At 71.2% G+C, this 21,615-nt stretch carries 16 protein-coding genes; 9 read left to right on the forward strand and 7 right to left on the reverse strand.

Annotated features, from left to right (window positions below):
• The first annotated feature begins 69 nt into the window (after positions 1-69).
• The 3 genes from sulP (at position 70) to AB0F11_RS27490 (ending at position 3,387) form a co-directional block, all read left to right on the forward strand.
• A complete protein-coding gene (gene sulP / locus AB0F11_RS27480) occupies positions 70-1,821 on the forward strand; it encodes a sulfate permease (RefSeq protein ID WP_362179015.1) in 1,752 nt (583 codons plus the stop codon).
• Positions 1,822-2,006: 185 nt separating this feature from the next.
• Positions 2,007-2,558 (forward strand): hypothetical protein, encoded by a 552-nt coding sequence (locus AB0F11_RS27485; RefSeq protein WP_362179018.1) that lies wholly within the window; start codon positions 2,007-2,009, stop codon positions 2,556-2,558.
• Positions 2,559-2,745: 187 nt separating this feature from the next.
• The gene (locus AB0F11_RS27490) at positions 2,746-3,387 is read left to right on the forward strand and encodes a GNAT family N-acetyltransferase (RefSeq protein ID WP_362179020.1); all 642 of its coding nucleotides are present in this window, start codon (positions 2,746-2,748) and stop codon (positions 3,385-3,387) included.
• 142 nt (positions 3,388-3,529) lie between these two features.
• On the opposite strand, the gene AB0F11_RS27495 is transcribed toward AB0F11_RS27490, so the two are convergent.
• Both AB0F11_RS27495 and AB0F11_RS27500 read right to left on the reverse strand, forming a co-directional pair.
• Positions 3,530-4,462, reverse strand: coding sequence for a DUF4344 domain-containing metallopeptidase (locus AB0F11_RS27495; RefSeq protein WP_362179023.1), 933 nt, complete (start codon positions 4,460-4,462; stop codon positions 3,530-3,532).
• 218 nt (positions 4,463-4,680) lie between these two features.
• Positions 4,681-5,478 carry a helix-turn-helix transcriptional regulator gene (locus AB0F11_RS27500; RefSeq protein WP_362179025.1) on the reverse strand — a complete coding sequence of 266 codons (798 nt, stop codon included), beginning with the start codon at positions 5,476-5,478 and terminating at the stop codon, positions 4,681-4,683.
• A 65-nt stretch (positions 5,479-5,543) separates the two neighbouring features.
• Here AB0F11_RS27500 and AB0F11_RS27505 point away from each other — a divergent pair, with 65 nt between their 5' ends.
• On the forward strand, positions 5,544-7,070 hold the full coding sequence (locus AB0F11_RS27505; RefSeq protein WP_362179028.1) for an MFS transporter: 1,527 nt from the start codon (positions 5,544-5,546) through the stop codon (positions 7,068-7,070).
• A gap of 55 nt (positions 7,071-7,125) precedes the next feature.
• On the opposite strand, the gene AB0F11_RS27510 is transcribed toward AB0F11_RS27505, so the two are convergent.
• On the reverse strand, positions 7,126-8,178 hold the full coding sequence (locus AB0F11_RS27510) for a YncE family protein (protein WP_362179031.1): 1,053 nt from the start codon (positions 8,176-8,178) through the stop codon (positions 7,126-7,128).
• Between the two features lie 150 nt (positions 8,179-8,328).
• Here AB0F11_RS27510 and AB0F11_RS27515 point away from each other — a divergent pair, with 150 nt between their 5' ends.
• Positions 8,329-9,252, forward strand: a complete 924-nt coding sequence (locus AB0F11_RS27515) for a LysR family transcriptional regulator (RefSeq protein ID WP_362179033.1) — start codon at positions 8,329-8,331, stop codon at positions 9,250-9,252.
• 31 nt (positions 9,253-9,283) lie between these two features.
• Here AB0F11_RS27515 and AB0F11_RS27520 read toward each other — a convergent pair whose 3' ends face one another.
• The 4 genes from AB0F11_RS27520 to AB0F11_RS27535 form a co-directional block, all read right to left on the reverse strand.
• Positions 9,284-10,486: a hypothetical protein gene (locus AB0F11_RS27520; RefSeq protein WP_362179036.1), complete on the reverse strand. Its 1,203-nt coding sequence runs from the start codon at positions 10,484-10,486 to the stop codon at positions 9,284-9,286.
• Positions 10,487-10,695: 209 nt separating this feature from the next.
• Positions 10,696-11,850 (reverse strand): oxygenase MpaB family protein, encoded by a 1,155-nt coding sequence (locus tag AB0F11_RS27525; RefSeq protein WP_362179039.1) that lies wholly within the window; start codon positions 11,848-11,850, stop codon positions 10,696-10,698.
• Between the two features lie 201 nt (positions 11,851-12,051).
• The gene (locus AB0F11_RS27530) at positions 12,052-12,606 is read right to left on the reverse strand and encodes an SUKH-4 family immunity protein (protein ID WP_362179041.1); all 555 of its coding nucleotides are present in this window, start codon (positions 12,604-12,606) and stop codon (positions 12,052-12,054) included.
• Between the two features lie 78 nt (positions 12,607-12,684).
• Positions 12,685-13,479, reverse strand: a complete 795-nt coding sequence (locus AB0F11_RS27535; RefSeq protein WP_362179044.1) for an aquaporin — start codon at positions 13,477-13,479, stop codon at positions 12,685-12,687.
• An 898-nt stretch (positions 13,480-14,377) separates the two neighbouring features.
• On the opposite strand from AB0F11_RS27535, the gene AB0F11_RS27540 reads away from it, so the two are divergent.
• Genes AB0F11_RS27540 through sbnB form a run of 4 tightly spaced genes read left to right on the forward strand, consistent with a single transcriptional unit; the run spans position 14,378 to position 21,598 of the window.
• On the forward strand, positions 14,378-16,939 hold the full coding sequence (locus tag AB0F11_RS27540; RefSeq protein WP_362179047.1) for a Pls/PosA family non-ribosomal peptide synthetase: 2,562 nt from the start codon (positions 14,378-14,380) through the stop codon (positions 16,937-16,939).
• Positions 16,936-19,485, forward strand: coding sequence for an amino acid adenylation domain-containing protein (locus AB0F11_RS27545; RefSeq protein WP_362179050.1), 2,550 nt, complete (start codon positions 16,936-16,938; stop codon positions 19,483-19,485). Before AB0F11_RS27540 ends, AB0F11_RS27545 begins: the two co-directional genes overlap by 4 nt.
• On the forward strand, positions 19,482-20,564 hold the full coding sequence (locus tag AB0F11_RS27550) for a TauD/TfdA family dioxygenase (RefSeq protein ID WP_362179053.1): 1,083 nt from the start codon (positions 19,482-19,484) through the stop codon (positions 20,562-20,564). Before AB0F11_RS27545 ends, AB0F11_RS27550 begins: the two co-directional genes overlap by 4 nt.
• The gene (sbnB, locus tag AB0F11_RS27555) at positions 20,561-21,598 is read left to right on the forward strand and encodes a 2,3-diaminopropionate biosynthesis protein SbnB (protein WP_362179056.1); all 1,038 of its coding nucleotides are present in this window, start codon (positions 20,561-20,563) and stop codon (positions 21,596-21,598) included. Before AB0F11_RS27550 ends, sbnB begins: the two co-directional genes overlap by 4 nt.
• Positions 21,599-21,615 lie beyond the last annotated feature (17 nt).

The raw sequence follows: 21,615 nt of genomic DNA on the forward strand, positions 1-21,615 counted from the left end.
CATGCCCCTGCGCCATACGCAGCGCTGCCGCCCGCGGCCCGTGGGTCGAGAGTCCGCTGAGGACGGTCCGTGACGAGTGGGCGCGTGGGCCGCGACCTCCGCTCCCGGTTGCGGTCCGTTCCCGGGATCCGCGCGGTGTCCTCCTACCGGCGCGAGTGGCTGGTCAAGGACCTGGTCGCAGGTGTCGTCCTGACCACTCTGCTGGTTCCTCAAGGCATGGCGTACGCGGAGTTGGCGGGCCTTCCGGCCATCACCGGCCTGTACACGACGATCCTCTGCCTGCTCGGCTACGCGGTGTGCGGGCCGTCCCGGATCCTGGTGTTGGGCCCCGACTCCTCGCTGGGGCCGATGATCGCCGCCACCGTGCTGCCCCTGGTGGCGGCCGGCGGGGATCCCGACCGGGCCGTGGCACTGGCGTCGGTGCTTGCGCTCATGGTGGCGGCGATCATGATTCTGGCATCGGTGGCGAAGCTGGGCTTCATCGCCGATCTGATCTCCAAGCCGACGATGATCGGCTACATGAACGGGCTGGCCCTGACGATTCTGATCGGCCAGCTGCCCAAACTGCTGGGCTTCGAGGTCGAGGCGGACAACCTGATCGGCGAGTGCATCGGCTTCGTACGGGCCCTGGGCAACGGGGCGGCGGTGCCGGCCGCCGCCGCGGTCGGTGTCGGCGGGATCGTCGTCGTACTGGTGGTGCAGCGCTTCCTGCCCAAGGTGCCCGGGGTGCTCGTGATGGTGGTCCTGGCGATCGGGGCGGCCGCCGTCCTCGACCTGGGCGCGCACGGAGTGATGCTGGTCGGGGAGCTGCCCAGGGGCTTCCCGCCGTTCACCATCCCCGAGGTACGGCTCGGGGACCTGACGTTGCTCGTCGGCGGTGCGGTGGGCATCGCCCTGGTGTCCCTGGCGGACACGATCTCGAACGCCTCGGCCTTCGCCGCCCGCACCGGGCAGGAGGTCCGCGGCAACCAGGAGATGGCGGGCATCGGGGTGGCCAACCTGGCGGCCGGTCTCTTCCAGGGCTTCCCGGTCAGCACGAGCGGATCCCGTACGGCGGTGGCGGAGCGCGCGGGGGCCCGCAGCCAGCTCACCGGGGTCGTCGGGGCGGCGCTGATCGTGCTCATGCTCGTGCTGGCCCCGGGCTTGTTCCGCAACCTGCCCCAGCCCGCCCTCGCCGCCGTGGTCATCACCGCTTCGCTGTCCCTGGCCGACGTCGGCGGGGTCGTACGGCTGTGGCGGCAGAGGCGGACGGACTTCCTGTTGTGCTGGGTGGCCTTCGTCGGCGTGGCCCTGCTCGGCGTGCTGCCCGGGATCGCCATCGCCGTGGGCCTGTCCGTGCTCAACGTCTTCCGGCGCGCCTGGTGGCCGTACCACACCGTGCTGGGGCGGGTGCAGGGCCTGGAGGGCTACCACGACGTCCGCTCCTATCCGGAGGCCGCGCGGCTGCCGGGCCTGGTGCTCTACCGGTTCGATGCCCCGCTCTTCTTCGCCAACGCCAGGACGTTCCGCGACGAGATCAGGCGGTTGGCCGACACGGACCCGCGGCCGAGCTGGATCGTGGTCGCGGCGGAGCCCATGACGGACGTGGACACCACCGCCGCCGACGTTCTGGAGGAGCTCGACGAGAGGCTCAACGCGGACCGCGTCCACCTCGTGTTCGCCGAGCTCAAGGACCCCGTACGGCGGAAGATCGAGCGGTACGAGCTCACCCGCACCATCGATCCCCGGCACTTCTTCCCCACGGTGGAGGCCGCCGTCGCCGCCTACCGCCTGCGCACCGGAGCGGAGTGGGATCCGCCCGCCGACACCGAGAACTCTTGACCAGGCGGGGAAGCGTCAGGCGGCGGCTCCCGGGCTCCGTACGCGGGGTTGCTTGACCGAGGTATGAGGACCGTGAGGAACGGGTGGTACGGCGGGCGGGTGAACGGAAGGTCCGCGCCGGGGGTGGTGTGTCGTCACCGGTAGGTACTGCTGGGACGATCGACCCGCGGAGAGGGGCTGAAGGCATGACGAGTGACGCCGCGCCGGGACAGGAACCGGCCCCGGAGGACCTGCGGTCGGCGGCCAAGGGCTGGCAGGGCATCCAACTGGCCGTCCTCGGCTTCATCGGCTTGTGCGGGGTGCTCAAGGGCAGTGGACCGGCGGGGGTCCCGCGAGGCATTCAGGTGGTGGCCGGGGTGCTGGCGCTGAGTGCCCTGGCCGTTGCCTGCTTCGCCATCTTCCTCGTCGGCCTCGCTGCCTGGCCGCTGTACCGGCCGGGGGCCCGCCCTGCCGACCCGCGGCGATCCAGTCGTCACCTGCGCAGCGGGATCGCCCTCACCTTCACGGCCGTCGCGCTGCTCACGCTGTCGGCGTCCGCTTCCTGGTGGCCTGTGAAAGCAGCCGACAGCGCGAAGACGTCGCGGAGTCTCGTCCGCGTGAACACCGAGGCAGGGACGGTCTGCGGGGCGCTGAGCGAGAGCGACTACGGGTCTTTGGCCCTCCGGGCGGACGACCGCACCGTCACCGTGGCGCTCAGCGAGGTCACGGGCCTGCAGCCCGTGACGTCCTGTGGTTGACGTCCTCGGCAGAGCATCGGCATTCGTTCCTCGCCAGCGATCCGCAGAAACTCGGCGACCTGCTGGTCGCCGCGCCGGACCTCAGATGAAGCGGGTACTGGCGGAGTTGAGCGCTGGCGGGGTGATGTCGGACCCCGATGATGTAATGACCCCGAGAGGAAGCAGCTCATTACATGCAGGGGGAATCATGTCGGAGGACCGGCTCACCGGCTGGGTGAAGCAGTGGATCGACGGCTGGACCGTTTCGCGCGGCGCGGCCGACCCGGTCGAGGAACCGTGGGGGTGGACCATCGCCGTGGGGCTGTCGAAGGAGGTTGCCCGGCACGTGGTGCCCGTGCCCGCGGAGGCCGACGTCCGCGAGCTGGCCGCCACGGCCCCGCCGGCCACCTGGCTCAAGCTCTTCGCCCCGGACGAGGTGGTGCGGCCCTGGGTGGGGGACGGGTGGGAGACGGACGTCGCCGGCTTCCTGATGACCCTGCCGCTGGCCCCGGTGCCGACCGGGCCGCCGCCGGCCGGGTACACCGTGACGTCCTGGAGCCGGGGCGGGGTGATCAAGGCCCTGGTCCGCGCCGGGGACGGGCGGCTGGCCGCGAGGGGCCAGATGGGCCTGGCCGGCCGCACCGCGGTGGCGGACCAGATCGAGACCGCCCCGGACCAGCGGCGCCGGGGCCTGGGCGCCCTGGTGATGCGCACACTGCAGAACGCCGCGTGGGAGGCGGGGGCGCAGGACGCGGTACTGGTCGGCACGCCCGACGGCAGGGCTCTGTACGAGGCTCTGGGCTGGACCCTCCGCTCTCCGATGGCCAGCCTGGTCCGCCGGGCGGACTGACGGTGAGCGGGGAGCGGCGGCGGGCCGGTCGCGGTGGCCGACTGCCGCCGCGGTCACGCGCTGACGACCCGGCCGCGCACGTCAGCAGCGCCGCGTATGCGGTGGTCGTTCCGAGAATCCCTCCACGCCTTTTGGGCTGCAGTCATTGACCGCTGCGGATCTTGTCGAGCTCCTTCTCGAGGGCTTTCGTCTCCGCGACCAGCTGGTTGTGCGCTTCCCTCTGCTTCCTTTCGCCCTGGTCCTTGAAGGCCTTGCTGAAGTGCGGCTTGAGTTGGGTCCACCAGCCGTAGTCCAGCATCGCCCATGCCTGCGGACACAGCGGGGCGCGGGTTTTCGGCAAGTAGCCCGCGTCGACCAGGGGCTCGTGGAACTTCTGCTGGTCGCTCCCTTCGAGGTAGCAAAGGAAGTTGAAGACCCGTTGCTGGGTGACCGGGTGGTCGCTTGAGAACCCCTCCAGTGTCAGCTTGCCCTCCCTGCGGGCGAGCTCGTCGAAGAGCATGGCGGCTGCCAGCGACGGGCCCGGGCCGGCCTCGTTGACGGTGTAGAACGACGCGAACCCGTCGGCAGCGTCCTCCTCAAGGCCGAGGTTCGGAAGGTGAAGCTGACGCTGTAGGGCGTGGCCCAGTTCGTGGCCGAAGATGAACTGCGTGGACAGGGCGGTCAGATCGTCGACGTTGTACTGGGCCTCGGGAAACAGGGCCGGGCGCTTGACCGTCTTGACCACGTTGCCGAGGGCGTCCTCGAGCTGGGTCAGGAATGCCGGGGGCACATAGACCGTCCTGCCGTCGGGCTGTGTGACAGCATCCGTGACCCCCGGCGGGACCTTGTCCGTGACTTTCACGACCAGGTCATGGGGAAGGGCCACCGTCTTGTTCACCCAGTCGGCGGTCTGCTCGAGCACGCGGGATGTGCGGATCACGGCTACCGCATGGCGGTCCTGCGGCCTCATCGCCGCGTCGTCCTCGTAGACGACCGTGACCTGACCGTTCGCGGCAGCCGCGTTGCCGTTGCCGCCACACGAGACGACCGCGAAGCCGGCGACGAGCAGCGCCCCCGCGGCAGCGGTCCTCAACATGGGCGAGTGTCCACTGCTGCTCAGCACTCTGGTCGCTCTTTTCTACGGTCCAAGGGCAGGACGGGCCGTGGAGAATTCCTGGCCTCCGGAGCCACGCCGATTCCTGAGGCAGGACTCGTAGCCGACACGCGGATTATCATCGACGGACCCGGGGTCCACAATGACCCGTTTGCGGCGATTTGCAGTTCTGCCCGTCGGGTCCGCCGTTCCCGGTTCGGTCAGTCTTCGAGGTGCAGTCCGAGCCATTCGGCCATGCCGTGGGCGCCGGCTTCGGTGAGGTGGACCACGCGCGGGCTCGCTCCGTAGCGGAGCCAGTCGAGCTGGAACAGCCGCGCCGTGACGGCTGCCCCCACTCCCCCGGCCAGGTGGTGTTGCTGTTCGCTCCAGTCCACGCAGTACCGGACGAGCGGTCGGCGCCCGGGCAGGGCGGCGACGTCGACGCCGAAGCGGCCCAGGGCGTCGCGGCCGGCCGCAGTGAGGCGGTAGTCGCGGTCGTGTCCGTAGGCGGCGGCCCGGTCGCGCACCGCCTCCTCCTGGCGGTGGGTGCCGTCATGTCCGGTGAGGATGCCGCGGTCGAGCAGTGCTCCCATCAGCGCGACACCGAGCCGGCCTGCCAGGTGGTCGTAGCACGTACGGGACCGGTGCAGCGCGTTCGCGTGGCTGCTCTCGCGCAGGGTCGTGATGGGGAGCGGGGGCGCGATCACGGCGAGGGCTTCCAGCGCCAGGCTGACCTCGGGGCCCGCCAGCCGGTGGTACCGGCTTCGCCCGACGCTTTCCACCGTGATCAGACCGGCCTCGACCAGCTTGGCCAGATGGGCGCTTGCCGTCGGCGCGCCCACTCCCGCCTCCGCGGCGAGCATCTTGGCCGACAGGGCGCGGCCGTCGCCGAGCGCCTTCAGGATGCGGGCGCGGGAGGGGTCCGAGATCAGGGCGGCGGCGCGAGCGATGTCGGGCTGGTGGTTCAGCTGCTTGCCGTGGGGGTGGCGGCTGTCCGTGGGGGGCGTCGGCGTCGGCATGGGCTTCATGCTATGCACGCCATACTTCGTCAGGCGGCGAAGTGTTCGGCGTCGAGACTGGCGGCATGAGTTCCACCGACTTCTCCCCCACACCCGTCTGCGACGGATCGGAGCCTCCGGTCCAGCCGGGCGAGGCAGTCCCTGCCAAGCGTCCGAGGTTGCCGCTGCCGCCGCTCATCGCGCTGAGCCTCGGCTACTTCCTCGTCATGCTCGACGTCACCGTCGTCAACGTGGCGGTGCCCAGCATCCAGAGCTCGCTCGACGCCGGACCGTCCGGCCTGCAGTGGGTCGTCGACGGATACAGCACCTTCTTCGCCGGGCTGCTGCTCCTCGGCGGCGGGCTCGGCGACCGCTTCGGGCACCGACCCCTGTATCTCTTCGGACTGGCCGTCTTCACCGCGGCCTCGGCCGGCTGCGCCCTGGCGCCGGGGGTCGGCGTGCTGATCGGTGCCCGGCTCGCGCAGGGGGCCGGTGCGGCCTTCCTCGTACCGGCCTCGTTCGCGCTGCTCCAGACGGCGTACCCGGACCGCGCCCAACGCGCCCGGGCGGTCGGCATCTGGGGGTTGATCTCGGCCGTCGCGTTCGGTGCCGGGCCTGCGGTCGGCGGCCTGCTCGTCTCCGGTCTGGACTGGAGGTGGGTGTTCTGGGTGAACCTGCCCGTGGCGGCGCTCGCCGCGGTCATGACGATGCGTCATGTACGGGTGCCGGTCGCCCGAGAGCGGCCGGCCGGCCGGATGGACCCGGCGGGCCAGGTGCTCGGCGTACTGGGGCTCGTCGGGGTGGCCGGCGCACTCAACGAGGCGGGTTCGGCCGGCTGGACGTCGCCCCGGGTGGTCGTCGCCTGCGCGCTGGGAGTGGTGTCGCTGGCGGCCTTCGTCGCGGTGGAACGGCACCTGGAGAAGGGTCTCGCCGTACGGCCGCACGGGGCGGGCAGGAAGCCGCTGCTGCCGCTCTCCCTGGTCCGGGACCGCCGGCTCGCCGCGACGAACGCCATCGGGCTGCTGCTCAGCCTCGGGTACTACGGAATGCTGTTCGTGGCGACCCTGTACTTCCAGCAGGAGCGCCACTTCAGCGCGCTGGCGACCGGCCTGGCCCTGCTGCCCTCCGTCTGCATGGGCTTCCTCGCGGCGCCGCTGTCGAGCCGGATCACGGCCCGGACCGGGCCGTACGTTCCGATGGCCGGAGCGCTGCTGCTCGGTGTGGCCGGCTTCCTGGGCTGGCTCGCCGCCGGGCCGCACACCCCGTACGCCGTGCTGCTCTTCGCCCTCATGGCGACGGGCCTGGCGACGCCGCTGACTGTGGTGGCGGCCACCGTGGCGATCATGGATGCGGCTCCCGCGGAGGGTGCGGGCGTGGCCTCGGCCGTGTTCAACGTGTCCCGCCAGGCGGGCAACGCGATCGGCGTGGCCCTGTTCGGCACGCTCATCGGCGCCATGGGCCGGCTCCCCGGCCTCCACGTGTCCGCCCTCGTCGCGGCGGGCGCCTTCCTCCTCGGGTCCGCTCTCGCCGGCGTCATGGTGCGGCGGCTGGGTACGGGTGGGGCATCGCGCAGGGCCCGCGGCCCCGAAGGGCCGCCGCCTCGGCGGGTGTAGCGGGCGGAGCGGGAGACCGGCCCGTCGAGGGCCCCGACAGAGGCGAGCCCGACGGTCAGGCGGGGCGCGGGACGTACGCCAGGCCGTGGGCTCCGGGATCGCCGAGTTTGGCGATGTCCAGTCGGGCCAGGCGCTCCAGCGTTTCGAGGTCGACGATGTCGACGGTGGAGGAGACGACGCAGGACACGTAGCCGAGTCGGCCGTCCGGGGAGGAGGTGATGGTCAGCGGGAAGAGGCCGACCTCGACCTCGCCCAGCTGCTTGCGGGTGTCGGCGCTGAACACGGTGAGGCGGCCGGGTGCGTGGCGGCCGAGTTGCGCCCCCGGGTCGGCCGTCATGCGCAACTCGCCCGCGAGCAACTTGCCCGTCGACGTCAGGTGCACCGGCAGGATGACGTTCTCCGTCGGCAGGGTGTCGACGACGGACGCCGTCCGGGGGTCGATGACGCGGATACCGGTGGCCGGCCGGCCCTCGGCGCCGGCGGAGAAGTTGCCGTACGGTGCGGCGACGAAGGCGTGCGCGCCGTCCGCGGAGACGGCGAGCCCCTCACTGCCCGGGACCTCCACCTTCGCGGTGAGGGCGCCCCGTTCGAGGTCCACGACGGACACGAACGGTGCTTCCTTGTTGGTGGCGAAACCCGTCCGCCCCGCCGGATCGATCGCGAACCAGTGCGGGCCGGGCGCGTCCGTGTCGATCCTGCCCAGGGGACGGCGGGTCCCCGTGTCGATCACCACGACACCGCCGGGCCGGTCCTGCGCGCCTTCCACGCTGACGTAGAGCCGCCCGCGCGCGGTGTCCAGCGCCAGTCCGTGCGGCCCGTGTTCCGGGGCGAGGTCGACGACCTCGACGATGCGGCGGCTGTCGGGGTCGATGACGGCCAGCTCGGTGCGCCGGCCGCCGTTCGCGTGGTAGTAGCCCGAGTGGTACGTCAGCGTGCACCACAGCAGTCGCTGCGTCGGGTCGTAGCACAGCTCGTGCGGCTCGGCGGGGACCTGCACGTCGCCGAGGTGCCGGTCGGAGGCGGCGTCGAAGAACGAGACCGTGGGTCCGCTCTGGCTGACGACGGCGAGCACATCGCCTTCTCGACCGGTACGGGGGGACTGCTGCACAGCGGCTCCTTCAAGGGTGAAGCGGGAATGCCACGCGTCTTCTTCGCGGGCGTCTCCACTCTCCGGTGCCGGTGGGTGCGGCAGCAATGCAAAGATTGGCACTCAATCATTGCCGCAAGTGGAAGAATGCAGTTCAGGAGAGTTGCACCCATGGACCTCAACCTGCTCCGCGTCCTGGACGCCCTGCTCCAGGAGAACAGCGTGACCCGCGCCGCGGAGCGCCTGGGCACCTCGCCCGCGGCGGTCAGCCGCACCCTGGCCCGGCTCCGCCGCACCGTCGGCGACCCGCTGCTGGTCCGGGCGGGCCAGGGCCTGGTCCCGACCCCGCGCGCCGTGGAACTCCGGGATGAGGTCGGGGCGTTGCTGCGCAGCTGTGACAACGTGCTGCGGCCCGGTGCCGGGTTCGACGCCGCACACCTCCAGCGCACCTTCACGGTGCAGGCCACCGACCTGCTCCTCGTGGGCCTGGCCGGGAGCCTGACCGAGCGGATCCACGCGGAGGCCCCGCAGGTGGACGTCGTCTTCCTGCCGGAGGCGGTGGAGGGCGGTCCCGGGCTGCGGCAGGGCTGGGTGGACGTCGAGCTGGGCGTCCTCGGACACCTGGACCCGGAGATCCGGACCCGGCAGCTCACCCGGATGCCGCTGGTCGGCATCGCCCGCAACGGGCATCCCCTCTTCCACGGGCCGATCGACGCCCGTCGCTTCGCCGCGGCCGACCACATCGGCATCTCCCGGCTCGGCAAGCGCCTCGGGCCCATCGACAGCGCCCTCGCGGAACTCGGACTGCGCCGCCGGACCGCGGTCGTCGTACCGAGCCACACGAGCGCGATGATGCTCGCCCGGGAGACCGACCTCGTCGCGCTCAGCCTGGCCGACTGGCTCCCCGGCACGATCTCGGCCATGGGACTGCGTACGTTCCCCGTCCCGCTCGAGCTGGAACCCCTGGACCTCGGGATGGCCTGGCACCCCCGCAACTCGGCGGATCCCGGTCACCGCTGGTTCCGCGAGCACCTTGCGTCCGCCGTCCTGGACCCGGCCGGGCCGGGGCCGGCAGCCGCTCGTACGCTCGGCTGACCGCGCCCTGCCCGACCGGCGGCGGGCTGCCCTACGCCACCGTGTGCGGCACCCAGACGGCCGCGTGGAAGGGGCCGTTCGCATTGGTCGGGTCAGCGGGCGCAAGCGCTGCCTTGCCTGCGACGACGCCGTTGCGGTCGACCTGGGTCGCGGAGGAGTTGCGGCCGCCGAGGGACGCCAGGTAGGTGAAGTCGCCGTTGTCGGCGCGGGCGACGAAGGCGAAGGAGTTGGGGGCGAAGTTGTTGCCGGCCATGACCTTGCCGGTGATCTGCTTGACCTCGGTGACACCGCGCCCGGAGCCGATCACGGCACTCGTGTGCGTCGTGAGGTCGAACGAGCTGGAGAGCATGCCGTCGCCGCCGACCACCGTGCTCCCGCTGATCAGCTGTGCGGTCAGGAAGTGGGAGCCCAGGTCCGTGCGGGTGCCGGTACGCAGGTCGTAGGCGTATCCGGTGAGGCGGTTGCCGGCCGTTCGGGACTGGCCGACCACGGTTGAGCCGCTGATGTCGTTGGCTGTGCTGGAGCTTCCGCCGAGGGTGCCGAGGTCGGTCATCGTCCGGGTGCGCAGGTTGTACGCGAACCCGTGCGTCGTGGAGGCGGGCGTGTCGGGCGTGTCGGGCAGGGAGGAGCTGCCCACGACGGTCGCTCCGCTGACGGCCGCCGCGGTGCTGTGGCCCGAGGGGCCTGCGAGGCTGCCGAGGTCGGTCATGGTCCGGGTGCGCAGGCTGTACGCGAACGCGTGGGTGATGGTGTCGCCGGACAGCGAAGAGGTCCCCACCACGGTGTCACCGCTGAGGTCGGTGATGTGGGTGCTGCTGCCGCCGAGCGTGCCGATGTCGACGAGCCGGCGGGTCCGGGTGTTGTAGGCGAAGCCATGGACGGGGCCGTCGGTGGAGGGGTTCGACTCGCCGACGACGTAGTCCCCCTCCACGTGGGTCGCCCGGCTGGAGCCCCCCAGCGTGCCGAGGTCGGTCATGGTGTGCCTGCGCAGGTCGTACGCGAAGGCGTGTTCGGCGGCGTCGCCGCTGGTCAGTGAGCTCCCGACGACCGTGTTGCCGTCGATGGCGGTCGCCTCGCTGCGGGTACCGCCCAGGGTGCCGAGGTCCTGCACGGTGTACTGCACGGAGCCTGCCGCCGACTCGGCCGACGGCGCGTCAGCCCCGTGTGCCGGACCGGCGCCCACGGCGAGCAGGCCCGCCCCCACCAGAATCCCGGCACGTAAACGCATGCGCATGATGCCCCCCTGAAACGATCGGCGAAACGAGCGCGGTCCGGCAGGCAGACCGCTGCTCCGTCCCCGGGAACGGGCCCACCCGATGCTGCACAGCCCTCACTTGTACATCAGTTCCGAACGGCCAAACAGTGGACGGTCGGCCACCTGCCGGCGCGCACCGGCTTCGGGAAGCCGGGCCGGTGCGCAGTGCGTGACGGCCCCAGTGCGGGTCAGCGGCCGTCGTTGAGTTCCTGGTGCATCTGCGGCTGGTCGTCCTGGCCCTGGCGGACCGCAGCGCTCTCCATCTCCCGGAAGGCCGTGGAGGCGACGCCGAGGATCTCCTTGTAGGGGTTGACGCCGGTCACGTTCTTGGCGCTGCCGCCGAGCAGGCCGCCGCCCAGGCTGCTGACCGCCTTGTGGCCTGCGGCGAGGGCTTTGCCGCCCTCGGCGAGGAGGGTGTGGTCCAGGCCGGCCATGTCGGCGTACTTGTCGGTCAGTGCGGTACGGACCATCGCGATGAACGCGTCATGGGAGGGACCGGGGAGGAACTTCTTGTAGTACGTGACGGCCTGTTCGGTCATGAAGACGCCGTCGTCGGTCTTCTTCCACTCCTTGTCGCGTTCCTTGGTCCACAGCCGGTCGACCTCGTCGGCGTCCTTGGGCAGCACCCACTTCTCGGGGGTGCCGAGGTAGTGGTTGACGTAGTGCCAGGCGCACATGAAACCGTGGGCGTCGTCCTTGGAGACGTCCATGCCCAGGTTCCGCATCGCCTGGAGGACCTGCACGCTGAAGACGCAGGCTGCGCCGGTGGTGTACTTCTGCGAGACCGGCTCCCCCCACTTCGCGTAGTCCCACTCGCCGCTCTTCTTGTGGAGCTGGCGTACGGAGGCGTGGACCAGGCGGACCTTGGTGACGTTCGCCTTCAGGGTGCCGTCGGTGTAGGCGCCCTTCTTGTCCATGTCGATGAACAGGCGGGAGGACTGTGACAGGCGCCGGCCGGGGCCGTCGACACCGCCGAGGCGGCCGGTGGAGCGGAGGGTGAACGCGCCGGTCGGGGACAGGTAGGTGCCGATCAGGCCCACGGTGCCCTGGAGCATGGCCACCTCGCCGCGGTGGTGGTCGAAGAACGTCTCCGCGGCCTTGGCGTCCGCGGCCGTCCAGCCCGGCGGGTCGGCCTCACAGCTCTTGAGGAACCCGGCCAGGCGCGGGGGCAGGTGGGAGCGGTCCTCGCCGGGCTTGATGGTGCTGATGGTGCGGAACAGCTGGTTGACCCCGTCGATCTCCTTGTTGTCGATCAGATCCGAGACCAGCTCATCGGCTTCCGGATCACCTACCTTGCTCGCGGCCTCGAGTTCCTGGGCAACGAATTGGGCGGTCAGCGGCACAGCGGATTCTCCATCCTGGGCGTGGGGTGAACACCCGGCCGGCCGTCCACGGCGCTGGAGGACCCCAGACCGGCGCTGCCACGGCCCGCCGGGCACGCCCATGCTCCCGAGCCGGCCCCCGCACCACCCGGTCCGCAACGGAACGTATCGTTTCGCCCTCACCCGAACGGAACAACGACGACCGAACTGGCGCCACCGCTCTTACAGCATCGGGTAGGAGTCGAGGAACGACGTCCAGAACTCACTCCGGAACGGCAATGAGTCCCAGCGCTCCATCCCCTCGCGGACGATCTCCTCGATGGCGGCCCAGTCGTTGGGGTTCGGGCGCTCGTCCGGTCCGGGCCGTTCCACCTCGAACTTGTAGACGAGGTAGCCGAGCGAGGAGACGTCCCCGTGGATTCTCTCGAACTCGGTCTCGGAATCAGGGTCGCAGGCCCAGATCGTCCCGTCGTCGAGGTGCACGAAGACGACCGCCTGGAAGAGCATGCCCAGCGGCTGCAGCCTTCCGTGCGGGGTATCGACGGGCTGGGGGGCCGGGTCCTTGGTGAAGGCCGTCTCCCGGTTCGACGGGTTCCGGTCCGCCAGCTCCTCGAGGATGCGGAACAGCCCGTTGGAGTGCGGGATACCGACCTGGGTCACGAAGCGTGCGCCGTCCCCGTCCGGCCAGATTCGTGCCGCCACCTCGGGCCGGATCCTCAGCAGGTCGCCGGGCGCGGCCCGCTGAACGACCACGGGCCAGTCAATGCCTACGAGCATCAGTCGTCATCCTTCGTGCTCACGCGCGCAGCGACTTGTCGAAGGTACCAAGCGTTCGGTTTGAGCTGCTGTTCGGGTCTACGGCCGGCTCCGCAGGAGGAGGCGGTGGGCGGCGGCGCCCAGGACGGCGCCGACGAGTGGCGCCACCAGGTAGATCCACAGGGCGGCGGTGGATCCGGACACCAGTGCGGGACCGAACTGGCGGGCCGGGTTCGCGGCGCCGCCGCTGAGGGGACCCAGAACGGCCACGATCGCCCAGACGAGCGCCCCGAGTGCCCAGGGCAGCCACCGGTCCTGGGCGGGGTGTACGAGGAAGAACCCGATCAGCACGGTGACCACGAGCAGGCAGCCACCTTCGGCGGCGAAGACGGCCCAGCCGTTCCACGACGGCGCCGCGGCCACCGCACCGTAGTTGACCCGGGCAACCGCCGGTCCCCAGGCCAGGCGGGCCAAGGCCGTCCCGGCGACCGATCCGCCCAGCTGTGCGGCGGCGTACACCGCCACGCCCCGGCCGGGGAAGGCTCTGAGCAGCCACAGGGCGAAGGTGACCGCGGGATTCATGTGCGCTCCCGAGCGCCGCCCCCACGGGGAGCGGATCAGTCCGAAGACGAGGGCCCCCGCCACGGCACCCACCAGGCTCAGGGCCAGGTTGAGGCTGGCGGTGGCGAGCGGGGAGGAGGGGTCGAGCACCCAGCGTACGGCCGTGACCACGCTGAACATCAGCATCGCGGTCAGGGCGAACTCGTACAGGGGGTGGTGGCTGCGGAGTGCGGGCCGGACGGGCCGCACCGGCGCGGCACCCGGGCCTGTGTCCGTGACCATGTCCGTTCCGGGTTCGCCGGCCGGCTCCTCGCCCGTCTCGCCTGGGCTCATGTTTCCTCCTGTCGATCGGCTTCTCCCGCGCGGGCAGGTCTGCGCGTACTGAGCGCGTCGAGGAAGCGTGCGCCATTCCCCGCCGGGAAGTACGTGCACACGCCGAGGGGCGACGAGCAGTCGGCAGGACGGCGTTCCTCGGGGGTCATCGGTGGTGCCCTCGGTTCGTCGAACTCGACACGCCGTCGGGCCAGTCGGGGACGCAATCAGGACTGGACAGGGTCACCCGGTCCGGGTGAGGGGCCGAGCCGTGCCCGCCGCCGCCCGCCACCCGGATTCACGTGGCGGTTTCCGGTGCCGGCGGTCGGCCAGGGTGGGCTGACCGGCACCGTCGAACTGGGCGGTCAAAGACGGCTGCTGGGGAGCCTGTTTCTCCTGCCGGACGCGGCCGGTCTCCATGCCCGCGAGGCCGATACGCAGACACCCGTCGCCCGCCGTGCCGTTCGCGCCGCTCGTCCGAGCGTTGCCGACGCCGCTGCGCTGCTGACCACCACCGCCAGCGAGCAGGGCACCGCGCTGCGCTATAAGCTGGGCTCATCGCCACTGACCCGGCGCGGAAGTGGGGTCCTGTACACACTCACGCCGCCGGGCAGTGCTCTGCTCAACGTCCGCGCCGCCGGGCTCCGCCCGTCTCAGCCGGCTCCTCGAAGCCGTAGACAGCCCGGCGCCCGTTGAGGGCGATGGCGCCAAGGGCCCGGGTTTTCAGAGGGCCCCTCTGGGCCGGCGCGAGGTTGCGCCTCCCGCGCGATTCGAAAAGATTATTCCGTATCGCGGAACTCACGGCCTGTATCTTGGCCCAAAAAAGTGCATTTTTCACGTTTAATGCAATCTTTCGGCAGTTCTGCTTCGAATACAGGTTAGGGCAGGGGGAGGCGGAGGAGACCCAGGGAGTCGTGTGATGACGGGAAAGCAAGTCAGCGCAGTATGCCCCCCGGCCGAGGAGGCATCGGACCTAGAGGGCGGGCCACCACACTCCCCCGCCGCTGTCGAGGAGGCCTTCACCCGGCTGCTCGCCGAAGTCACCCATGTGGACCACGTGTCGGAACACGCCGACTTCTTCGACGAGCTCGGGGCCGACTCCCTGGTCATGGCGCACTTCTGTGCACTGGTCAGGAAACACGGCGAACTGCCGCCGGTGTCCATCAAGGACGTCTACCGACACCGCACGATCAGGGCCCTGGTGACGGCCGTTGCGGATGCAGCGGATGCAGCCGGCACATCGGATGCGCCCGCCGCCCCTTCCGCGTCCCCCGCGCGCGTCGCACGCGGCGGGCCCCACTACGTCCTCTGCGGCGTGTTCCAGCTCCTGGCCTTCCTCGCGTACTCCAGCGTCGTGGTCATAGCCGCCGCTCGCGGCTACGCGTGGGTGGCGGCAGGCCGTGGCGTGGCCGAGGAGTACATACGCGCCGTCCTGATCGGCGCGGCCGGCTTCGCCGTCCTGTGCGTCTTCCCGGTGCTCGCGAAGTGGATCCTCGTCGGCAGGTGGAAGCCCACCCGGATCCAGGTCTGGAGCCTGCCCTACGTCCGCTTCTGGATCGTGCGGACACTCATACGCTCCAACCCGCTCGTCCTCTTCGTCGGGTCACCGCTGTACGTCCTCTACCTCAAGGCCCTGGGCGCGAAGATCGGCCGCGGTGTCACTGTCTTCGCCCGGATCATGCCCGTCTGCACCGACCTGCTCGTCATCGGTGACGGGGCGGTGATCCGCAAGGACACGTACTACACCTGCTACCGCGCCCATGAGGGGATGATCGAGACCGGCCCCGTGACCGTGGGCAAGGACGCGGTGGTCGGGGAGGCTTCCGTCCTCGACATCGGTACGTCGCTCGGCGACGGCGCCCAGCTCGGCCATGCCTCCGCGCTCTACAGCGGGCAGGCGATACCGGCCGGCGAGCACTGGCACGGATCCCCCGCGCAGCCCACCGACACGGACTTCCTCGCGGTCGGCCCGGTCCGGTGCGGTACCTTGCGACGAGCCTTGCACGGCGCCGCGCAGGTCATCATCCTCCTGCTGGTCTACCTCCCCCTCTCGGCCGCCGGCGCAGGCTTCGTCCTGGCCCACACGCCGCAGCTCGCCGCCACCGTGGCACCGGGCCCGGCAGCGCTCACGAGCTGGGAGTTCTACGCCGAGGCCCTGGCGGCCACCGCGCTGTGGTTCTTCGGGGGCCTGGCCCTCGCACTCCTCACGGTCACCACGGTGCCGCGCCTGCTGAACCGCCTCCTCACCCCGGACCGCGTCTACCCCCTGTACGGATTCCACTTCGGCGTGTATCGGGCGATCACGCTGATGACCAACAGGCGCTTCCTGACGAGGTTGTTCGGCGACAGCTCGGCGATCGTCCACTACCTGGGCGCCATCGGCTACCGCCTCTCCCCCGTCGAGCAGACCGGTTCGAACTTCGGCACCGAGGTCAGGCAGGAGACCCCGTACCTGGTGTCCGTCGGGAGCGGCACGGTGATCGCCGACGGGCTGTCGGTCAACAACGCCGACTTCTCCAGCACGTCCTTCCGGGTGTCCCGGGTCTCGATCGGCCCGCGCAACTTCCTCGGGAACCGGATCGCGTACCCCACCCGGGGCCGGACCGGCGACAACTGCCTGCTCGCGACCAAGGTCATGGTGCCGGTCGACGGGGAGATCCGGCAGGGGGTCGGGCTGCTGGGCTCGCCGAGCTTCGAGATCCCCCGGTCGGTCTTCAGGGACGGGGCGGTCGACTTCCCGGACGGCCCGGACGGCCGCCCGTACGGGGCCGCGGAGGCGCTTCGGCTCCTGCCCGCCAAGAACCGGCACAACGCGGCGACGATGGCCTTGTACCTGGCAGTGCGGTGGTTCCACTTCTTCGTGGTGACGCTGCTCTTCACGGTGGCCGCCGAGGCGTACGGCGTGGTCGGCCCGCTGGCCGTCGCCGCAGCCAACCTCTGCGTCGTGCTGTTCAGCACCGCCTACCTGGTCCTCACGGAACGCGCGATCACGGCCCGGAACCCGACCGGCCCGCTGTTCTGCTCCATATACGACCGGCGGTTCTGGGAACGGGAACGCTTCTGGAAGGTCCCGGCGGAGACGTACGTGCGCCTGTTCAACGGCACCCCCTTCAAGCCGCTGGTGTGGCGACTGCTCGGGGTCCGCATCGGCCGCCGGGTCTTCGACGACGGCTGCTACCTGACCGAGCGGACGATGGCCGCCATCGGCGACGAAACCACGCTCAACGCCGGCAGCATCGTCCAGTGCCACTCGCAGGAGGACGGCGCCTTCAAGTCCGACCGCACCGTCATCGGCGCCCGCTGCACGGTCGGGGTCGGCGCCCTCGTGCACTACGGGGTGACGGTCGGGGACGGCGCTGTCCTCGCGCCCGACTCGTTCCTCATGAAGGGCACGACCGTACCGCAGGGGGAGATCTGGGGAGGGAACCCGGCCCGGCACCTGAGCCGGACCGACACGGCCCCCCGGAGGTGGGAGTCATGACCGCGACAGTGCACACCGGGGTCCGGACCTCGGAGCAGTCCCCGGACGTGTTCACCGCGCTACCGCAATGGACCCTGACACCGGCTCCGGGGACGGCGGAGCACCGGATCGCGATACCCGACCCGCTCGCCACGGCCCTGCGCCGACTCGCGGACGCGTGCGGAACACCGTTCACGACGGTGGTGCTGGCGGCCCATTTCAAGGTCCTCAGCGCCCTGTCCGGCGGGGACGGGATCACCGGCGGACACCTTGCCGGAGCCGACGGCACCGCACGCCCCTGTCCCCTGACGACCGAACCCGGCTCGTGGCGCGAGCTCGTACGGGACGCGCACCGGGTGGCGACCGCACCGCAGGCCCCCACGCCCCCCGTCCCGGCGCCCCCGCCCGAGATCGTGTTCGACCCGCACGGTGAGGCCCCCACCGCACCCGGCACACCGCTGCGGGTGACCCTGACCCGGCAGGGCGACCGGCACCTGCTGGAGCTGCGCTATCGCACCGACCTGATCGACGCGGACTGCGCCGCCAGGATCGCCGGGTACCACCTCACCGCGCTGCAGCTGCTGGCAGCCGATCCGGACGCGGCTCCCGGCCCGCAGAGCCTGCTGAGCGACGTGGAACTGCGCCATCAGCTCGAAGGGCTCGCCGGACCCACCCGGGAGCTGCCCGACCTGCGGGCCCACGAGGTCTTCGAACAGCAGGTGCGCGCTCACCCCGACCGGATCGCCGCCGTCCACGGCGAGCGACGGTGGACCTACGCCGAGCTCAACGCCCGCGCCAACCGGCTGGCCCACGCCCTCCTGGCGCACGGGCTGCAGCAGGAGGACGTGGTGGCCGTGGTGAGCGAGCGCAACCTCGGCTGGCTCGCCGCCGTCCTGGCCGTCTTCAAGGCCGGCGGAACCTACCTGCCGGTCGAACCGCACTTCCCCGGCGACCGCATCGCCACCATGCTCACCCGCGCCGCGTGCCGCTTCGTCCTGGCCGAGACCGGCAGCACCGCCGGCCTCGACCGGGCGCTGGACACCCTGCCCGGGATCGAGGTCCTCGGCCTGGACGCCGCCCACGACGACGCCCACTCCCCGGACGACCCCCACGGCACGCACGACCCGGGACTGCAGGTCCCGCCGCACTCACTGGCCTACATCTTCTTCACGTCCGGATCGACCGGGGAGCCCAAGGGGGCGATGTGCGAGCACGCCGGACTCCTCAACCACCTCTACGCCAAGATCGACGACCTGGGCATCGGCGAGACGGACACCGTGGCCCAGACCGCACCCCAGTGCTTCGACATCTCCCTGTGGCAGCTGCTCTCGGCACTGCTCACCGGGGGCCGGACCCTGATCGTCCCCCAGGACGACGTGCTGGACGCCGGGCGCTTCCTCGACACCGTCGGCAACGGCCGGGTCAGTGTGCTGCAGGTGGTGCCCTCGTACCTCGAGACGCTCCTGTCCCTCCTGGAACGGACCCCCTGGGCCCTCCCGGCCCTGCGGTGCCTTTCGGTCACGGGCGAGGCGGTCAAGAGGCAGCTCGTCGAGCGCTGGTTCGCGGTCGAGCCCGGCATCAGGCTCGTCAACGCGTACGGCCTCACCGAGACCTCGGACGACACCAACCACGAGGTCATGGACCGGGTACCCGACGGCCCGCGCATCCCCCTCGGGCGGCCCGTCAACAACGTCCGCCTGTACGTGGTGGACCCGCACCTCAATCCGGTGCCCCTGGGTGCGCCGGGCGAGATCGTGCTGTCCGGAGTCTGTGTGGGCCGCGGGTACGTCAACGACCCCAAGCGCACCCGGCTCGCCTTCGGAGCGGACCCGCACCACCCGGGCAGCCGCCTGTACCGCAGCGGGGACTACGGCCGCTGGCTGCCGGACGGCAAGGTCGAGTACCTGGGCCGCCGGGACACCCAGGTCAAGGTCCACGGCTTCCGCATCGAGATCGCGGAGATCGACAACGCCCTGCTGCGCGTACCGGGAATCCGGGAAGCCGCCGTGGTCGCCGCCGGGCAGCCCGGGGACGGCCGCTACCTCGCAGCGTTCTACACCGCCGACGCGCCTCTGGAGGCGTCCGCACTGCAGGAAGCCCTGAGCGGCATGCTGCCCGCGTACATGATCCCGTCGGTCTTCCACCGGCTCGCGGCCCTGCCCCTGACCGCCAACGGGAAGACCGACACGAAGGCCCTGACCGCACTCGCCGAGCCGGCCACAGGCGTCGCCGTACAGCGCGACGCCGCCGGTGACCGCCGAGAGCCACCCGCGACACCCGCCGAGCGTCGTGTCGCCGCAGCGTGGTCCGCAGCCCTCGGACTGCCCGAGACGCAGATCGGTCGGCAGGACCGGTTCTTCGACCTGGGCGGCACCTCACTGGCCGCCCTCAGGGTCGCGATCGCCCTCGACCGGGCGATCACGTACAGGGACATGACCGAACACCCGGTCCTCGCCGACCTCGCGCGACTGGTCGACGGGCGTCCCCCGGACATGACGTCCGGCCCCGAACCGCCGGCGGCGGCTGGTCACCCGTCCGCCGACGAGACAGACAGGAGTCCCCGATGACCTCTGCACCCTCCGCATCCGCCGCATCCGCCGCGGCCTCCGCGGCCTCCGCGGCCTCCGCGGCCTCGGCACCGTCCGTTCCCGTGGCCGACGCCGGCCGGCAGGACACCGACGGTCCCGCGGACAGCCTCGTGCTCCTGCACGTCCCGGACACTGCCGACGCCGCCACCTGGCTGCAGGAGCAGCGCCACGCACTGCGCGCCACGGTCCTCGATCACGGCGCGGTCCTGGTCCGAGGCCTCGGCATCAAGGACCCCGCGGACGTGGGCCGCGCCCTGCGCCAGCTCGGTGCCGCCCCGGTGACCGAGACGGAAGCCTTCGCCGCCCGCCAAACCCACGGCGAGGGCGTCTACTCCTCCGCCGCATGGCCGCCGAACCAGCCGATGTGCATGCACCACGAACTGAGCTACACCACCGAGTTCCCCTCCCTGCTGCTCTTCGGCTGCCTGACACCGCCCACCACGGGCGGGGCCACCACCGTGGCGGACGCCGCCGCCGTACTCGACGCCCTTCCGGCCGAGGTCACGGAGCCGTTCCTGCGCGAGGGCTGGCTCCTCACCCGTACGTACGGCAACGACGTCGGAGCCTCCCTGACCGAAGCGTTCGGATCCGACGACCGCGGCGCCATCGAGCGCCACTGCCGGGCCCACGCCATCGCGTACGAATGGCTCCCCGACGGCACGCTGCGCACCCGGCAGCGCCGCAGCGCCGTGCTGCGGCACCCGGAGACCGGCCGCCGCTGCTGGTTCAACCAGATCGCGTTCCTCAACGAATGGACCCTCGACCCCGACATCCGTGAGTTCCTCATCGACGCGTACGGAGCCGAGGGCCTGCCCTTCAACACCCACTACGGAAACGGCGCCCCGCTCGACCGGGACACCGTCCAGCTGATCAACCAGGTCTACGAGGCGCACACGGTGCGCCGCCCCTGGGAGGCGGGCGACCTGATGCTGGTCGACAACCTCCGCACCGCCCACGCGAGAGAGGCCTTCCAGGGCCCGCGCGAGGTGGTGGTGGCGATGGCCGACCCGCGGCGCGCCGCCGACTGTGACCCGACGATCGAGGTGACCCTCCCATGACTGCCGAACGCCAGGTGCCGCCCTTCGCCGTCATTTCGGGCGCGCAGGTCCAACGGGCACTGGACGGGAACGAGAAGCACATCGTGAGCCTCGTCGAGGAGGCGTACCGCCTCCACGGCGCCGACCGCTGTGTGAACCCGCCCTCCCTGTTCCTGCGCTTCCCCGACCGCCCCTCCTCGCGCATGATCGCGCTGCCCGCCTCGCTCGGCGGAGCGAACCGCGTCGACGGGCTGAAGTGGATCTCCAGCTTCCCCGAGAACACCGAGGCCGGCCTGCCCCGGGCGTCGGCGGTGCTGATCCTCAACGACCCCCTGACCGGCTATCCGTTCGCGTGCCTCGAAAGCTCCATCATCAGCGCGACGAGGACGGCGGCGTCGGCGGTCCTGGCCGCTGACTGGCTCAGCCGCGGCCGCGGCAGCCGGCCGACACGCATCGGGTTCTTCGGGGCGGGGCTGATCGCCCGCTACATCCACGGCTTCCTGACCGCCACGGGCTGGGACTTCGAGGCCATCGGCGTGCACGATCTGTCCTCCCGTAACGCGGCCTCCTTCCGGACCTACCTGGAGCAGTCGGGCTCCACCGGGCTCATCGCGGTCCACGACAGCCCGCAGGAGCTGATCCGCGTCAGCGATCTGGTGGTCTTCGCGACCGTCGCCGGCGAGCCGCACGTCGAGGACCCGACCTGGTTCGACCACTGCCCGCTGGTGCTGCACATCTCGCTGAGGGACCTCGCCCCCGAGGTCTTCCTCGCCGCCACCAACATCGTGGACGACATCGACCACAGCCTGCGCGCGGGCACCTCCGCGAACCTGACCGAGCAGCTCACCGGGAACCACCGGTTCCTGCACGGAACCCTGGACGACGTCATGGCCGGCCGCGTCCAGCTGCCGCCGGACCGGCCCGTGGTGTTCTCGCCGTTCGGCCTCGGGATCCTGGACCTGGCCGTAGGCAAGTACGTCTACGACGGGGTCGCCGCAGCGGGGGAGCTGCAGACCGTCGACGGCTTCTACCACGAGGTGACCCGCTACGGATGAACCGGATCCCTTCAGCC

It is taken from the genome of Streptomyces sp. NPDC032472 (genome assembly GCF_040636955.1).
Lineage (GTDB): Bacteria > Actinomycetota > Actinomycetes > Streptomycetales > Streptomycetaceae > Streptomyces.

Excerpts from the sequence above, each read along its gene's own strand:
- AB0F11_RS27485 (WP_362179018.1), top strand. The coding sequence starts at position 2,007 with ATGACGAGTGACGCCGCGCCGGGACAGGAACCGGCCCCGGAGGACCTG.
- AB0F11_RS27490 (WP_362179020.1), top strand. The coding sequence starts at position 2,746 with ATGTCGGAGGACCGGCTCACCGGCTGGGTGAAGCAGTGGATCGACGGC.
- AB0F11_RS27495 (WP_362179023.1), bottom strand. The coding sequence starts at position 4,462 with ATGTTGAGGACCGCTGCCGCGGGGGCGCTGCTCGTCGCCGGCTTCGCG.
- AB0F11_RS27500 (WP_362179025.1), bottom strand. The coding sequence starts at position 5,478 with ATGCCGACGCCGACGCCCCCCACGGACAGCCGCCACCCCCACGGCAAG.
- AB0F11_RS27505 (WP_362179028.1), top strand. The coding sequence starts at position 5,544 with ATGAGTTCCACCGACTTCTCCCCCACACCCGTCTGCGACGGATCGGAG.
- AB0F11_RS27515 (WP_362179033.1), top strand. The coding sequence starts at position 8,329 with ATGGACCTCAACCTGCTCCGCGTCCTGGACGCCCTGCTCCAGGAGAAC.
- AB0F11_RS27520 (WP_362179036.1), bottom strand. The coding sequence starts at position 10,486 with ATGCGCATGCGTTTACGTGCCGGGATTCTGGTGGGGGCGGGCCTGCTC.
- AB0F11_RS27530 (WP_362179041.1), bottom strand. The coding sequence starts at position 12,606 with ATGCTCGTAGGCATTGACTGGCCCGTGGTCGTTCAGCGGGCCGCGCCC.
- AB0F11_RS27535 (WP_362179044.1), bottom strand. The coding sequence starts at position 13,479 with ATGAGCCCAGGCGAGACGGGCGAGGAGCCGGCCGGCGAACCCGGAACG.
- AB0F11_RS27540 (WP_362179047.1), top strand. The coding sequence starts at position 14,378 with ATGACGGGAAAGCAAGTCAGCGCAGTATGCCCCCCGGCCGAGGAGGCA.
- AB0F11_RS27545 (WP_362179050.1), top strand. The coding sequence starts at position 16,936 with ATGACCGCGACAGTGCACACCGGGGTCCGGACCTCGGAGCAGTCCCCG.
- AB0F11_RS27550 (WP_362179053.1), top strand. The coding sequence starts at position 19,482 with ATGACCTCTGCACCCTCCGCATCCGCCGCATCCGCCGCGGCCTCCGCG.
- sbnB (WP_362179056.1), top strand. The coding sequence starts at position 20,561 with ATGACTGCCGAACGCCAGGTGCCGCCCTTCGCCGTCATTTCGGGCGCG.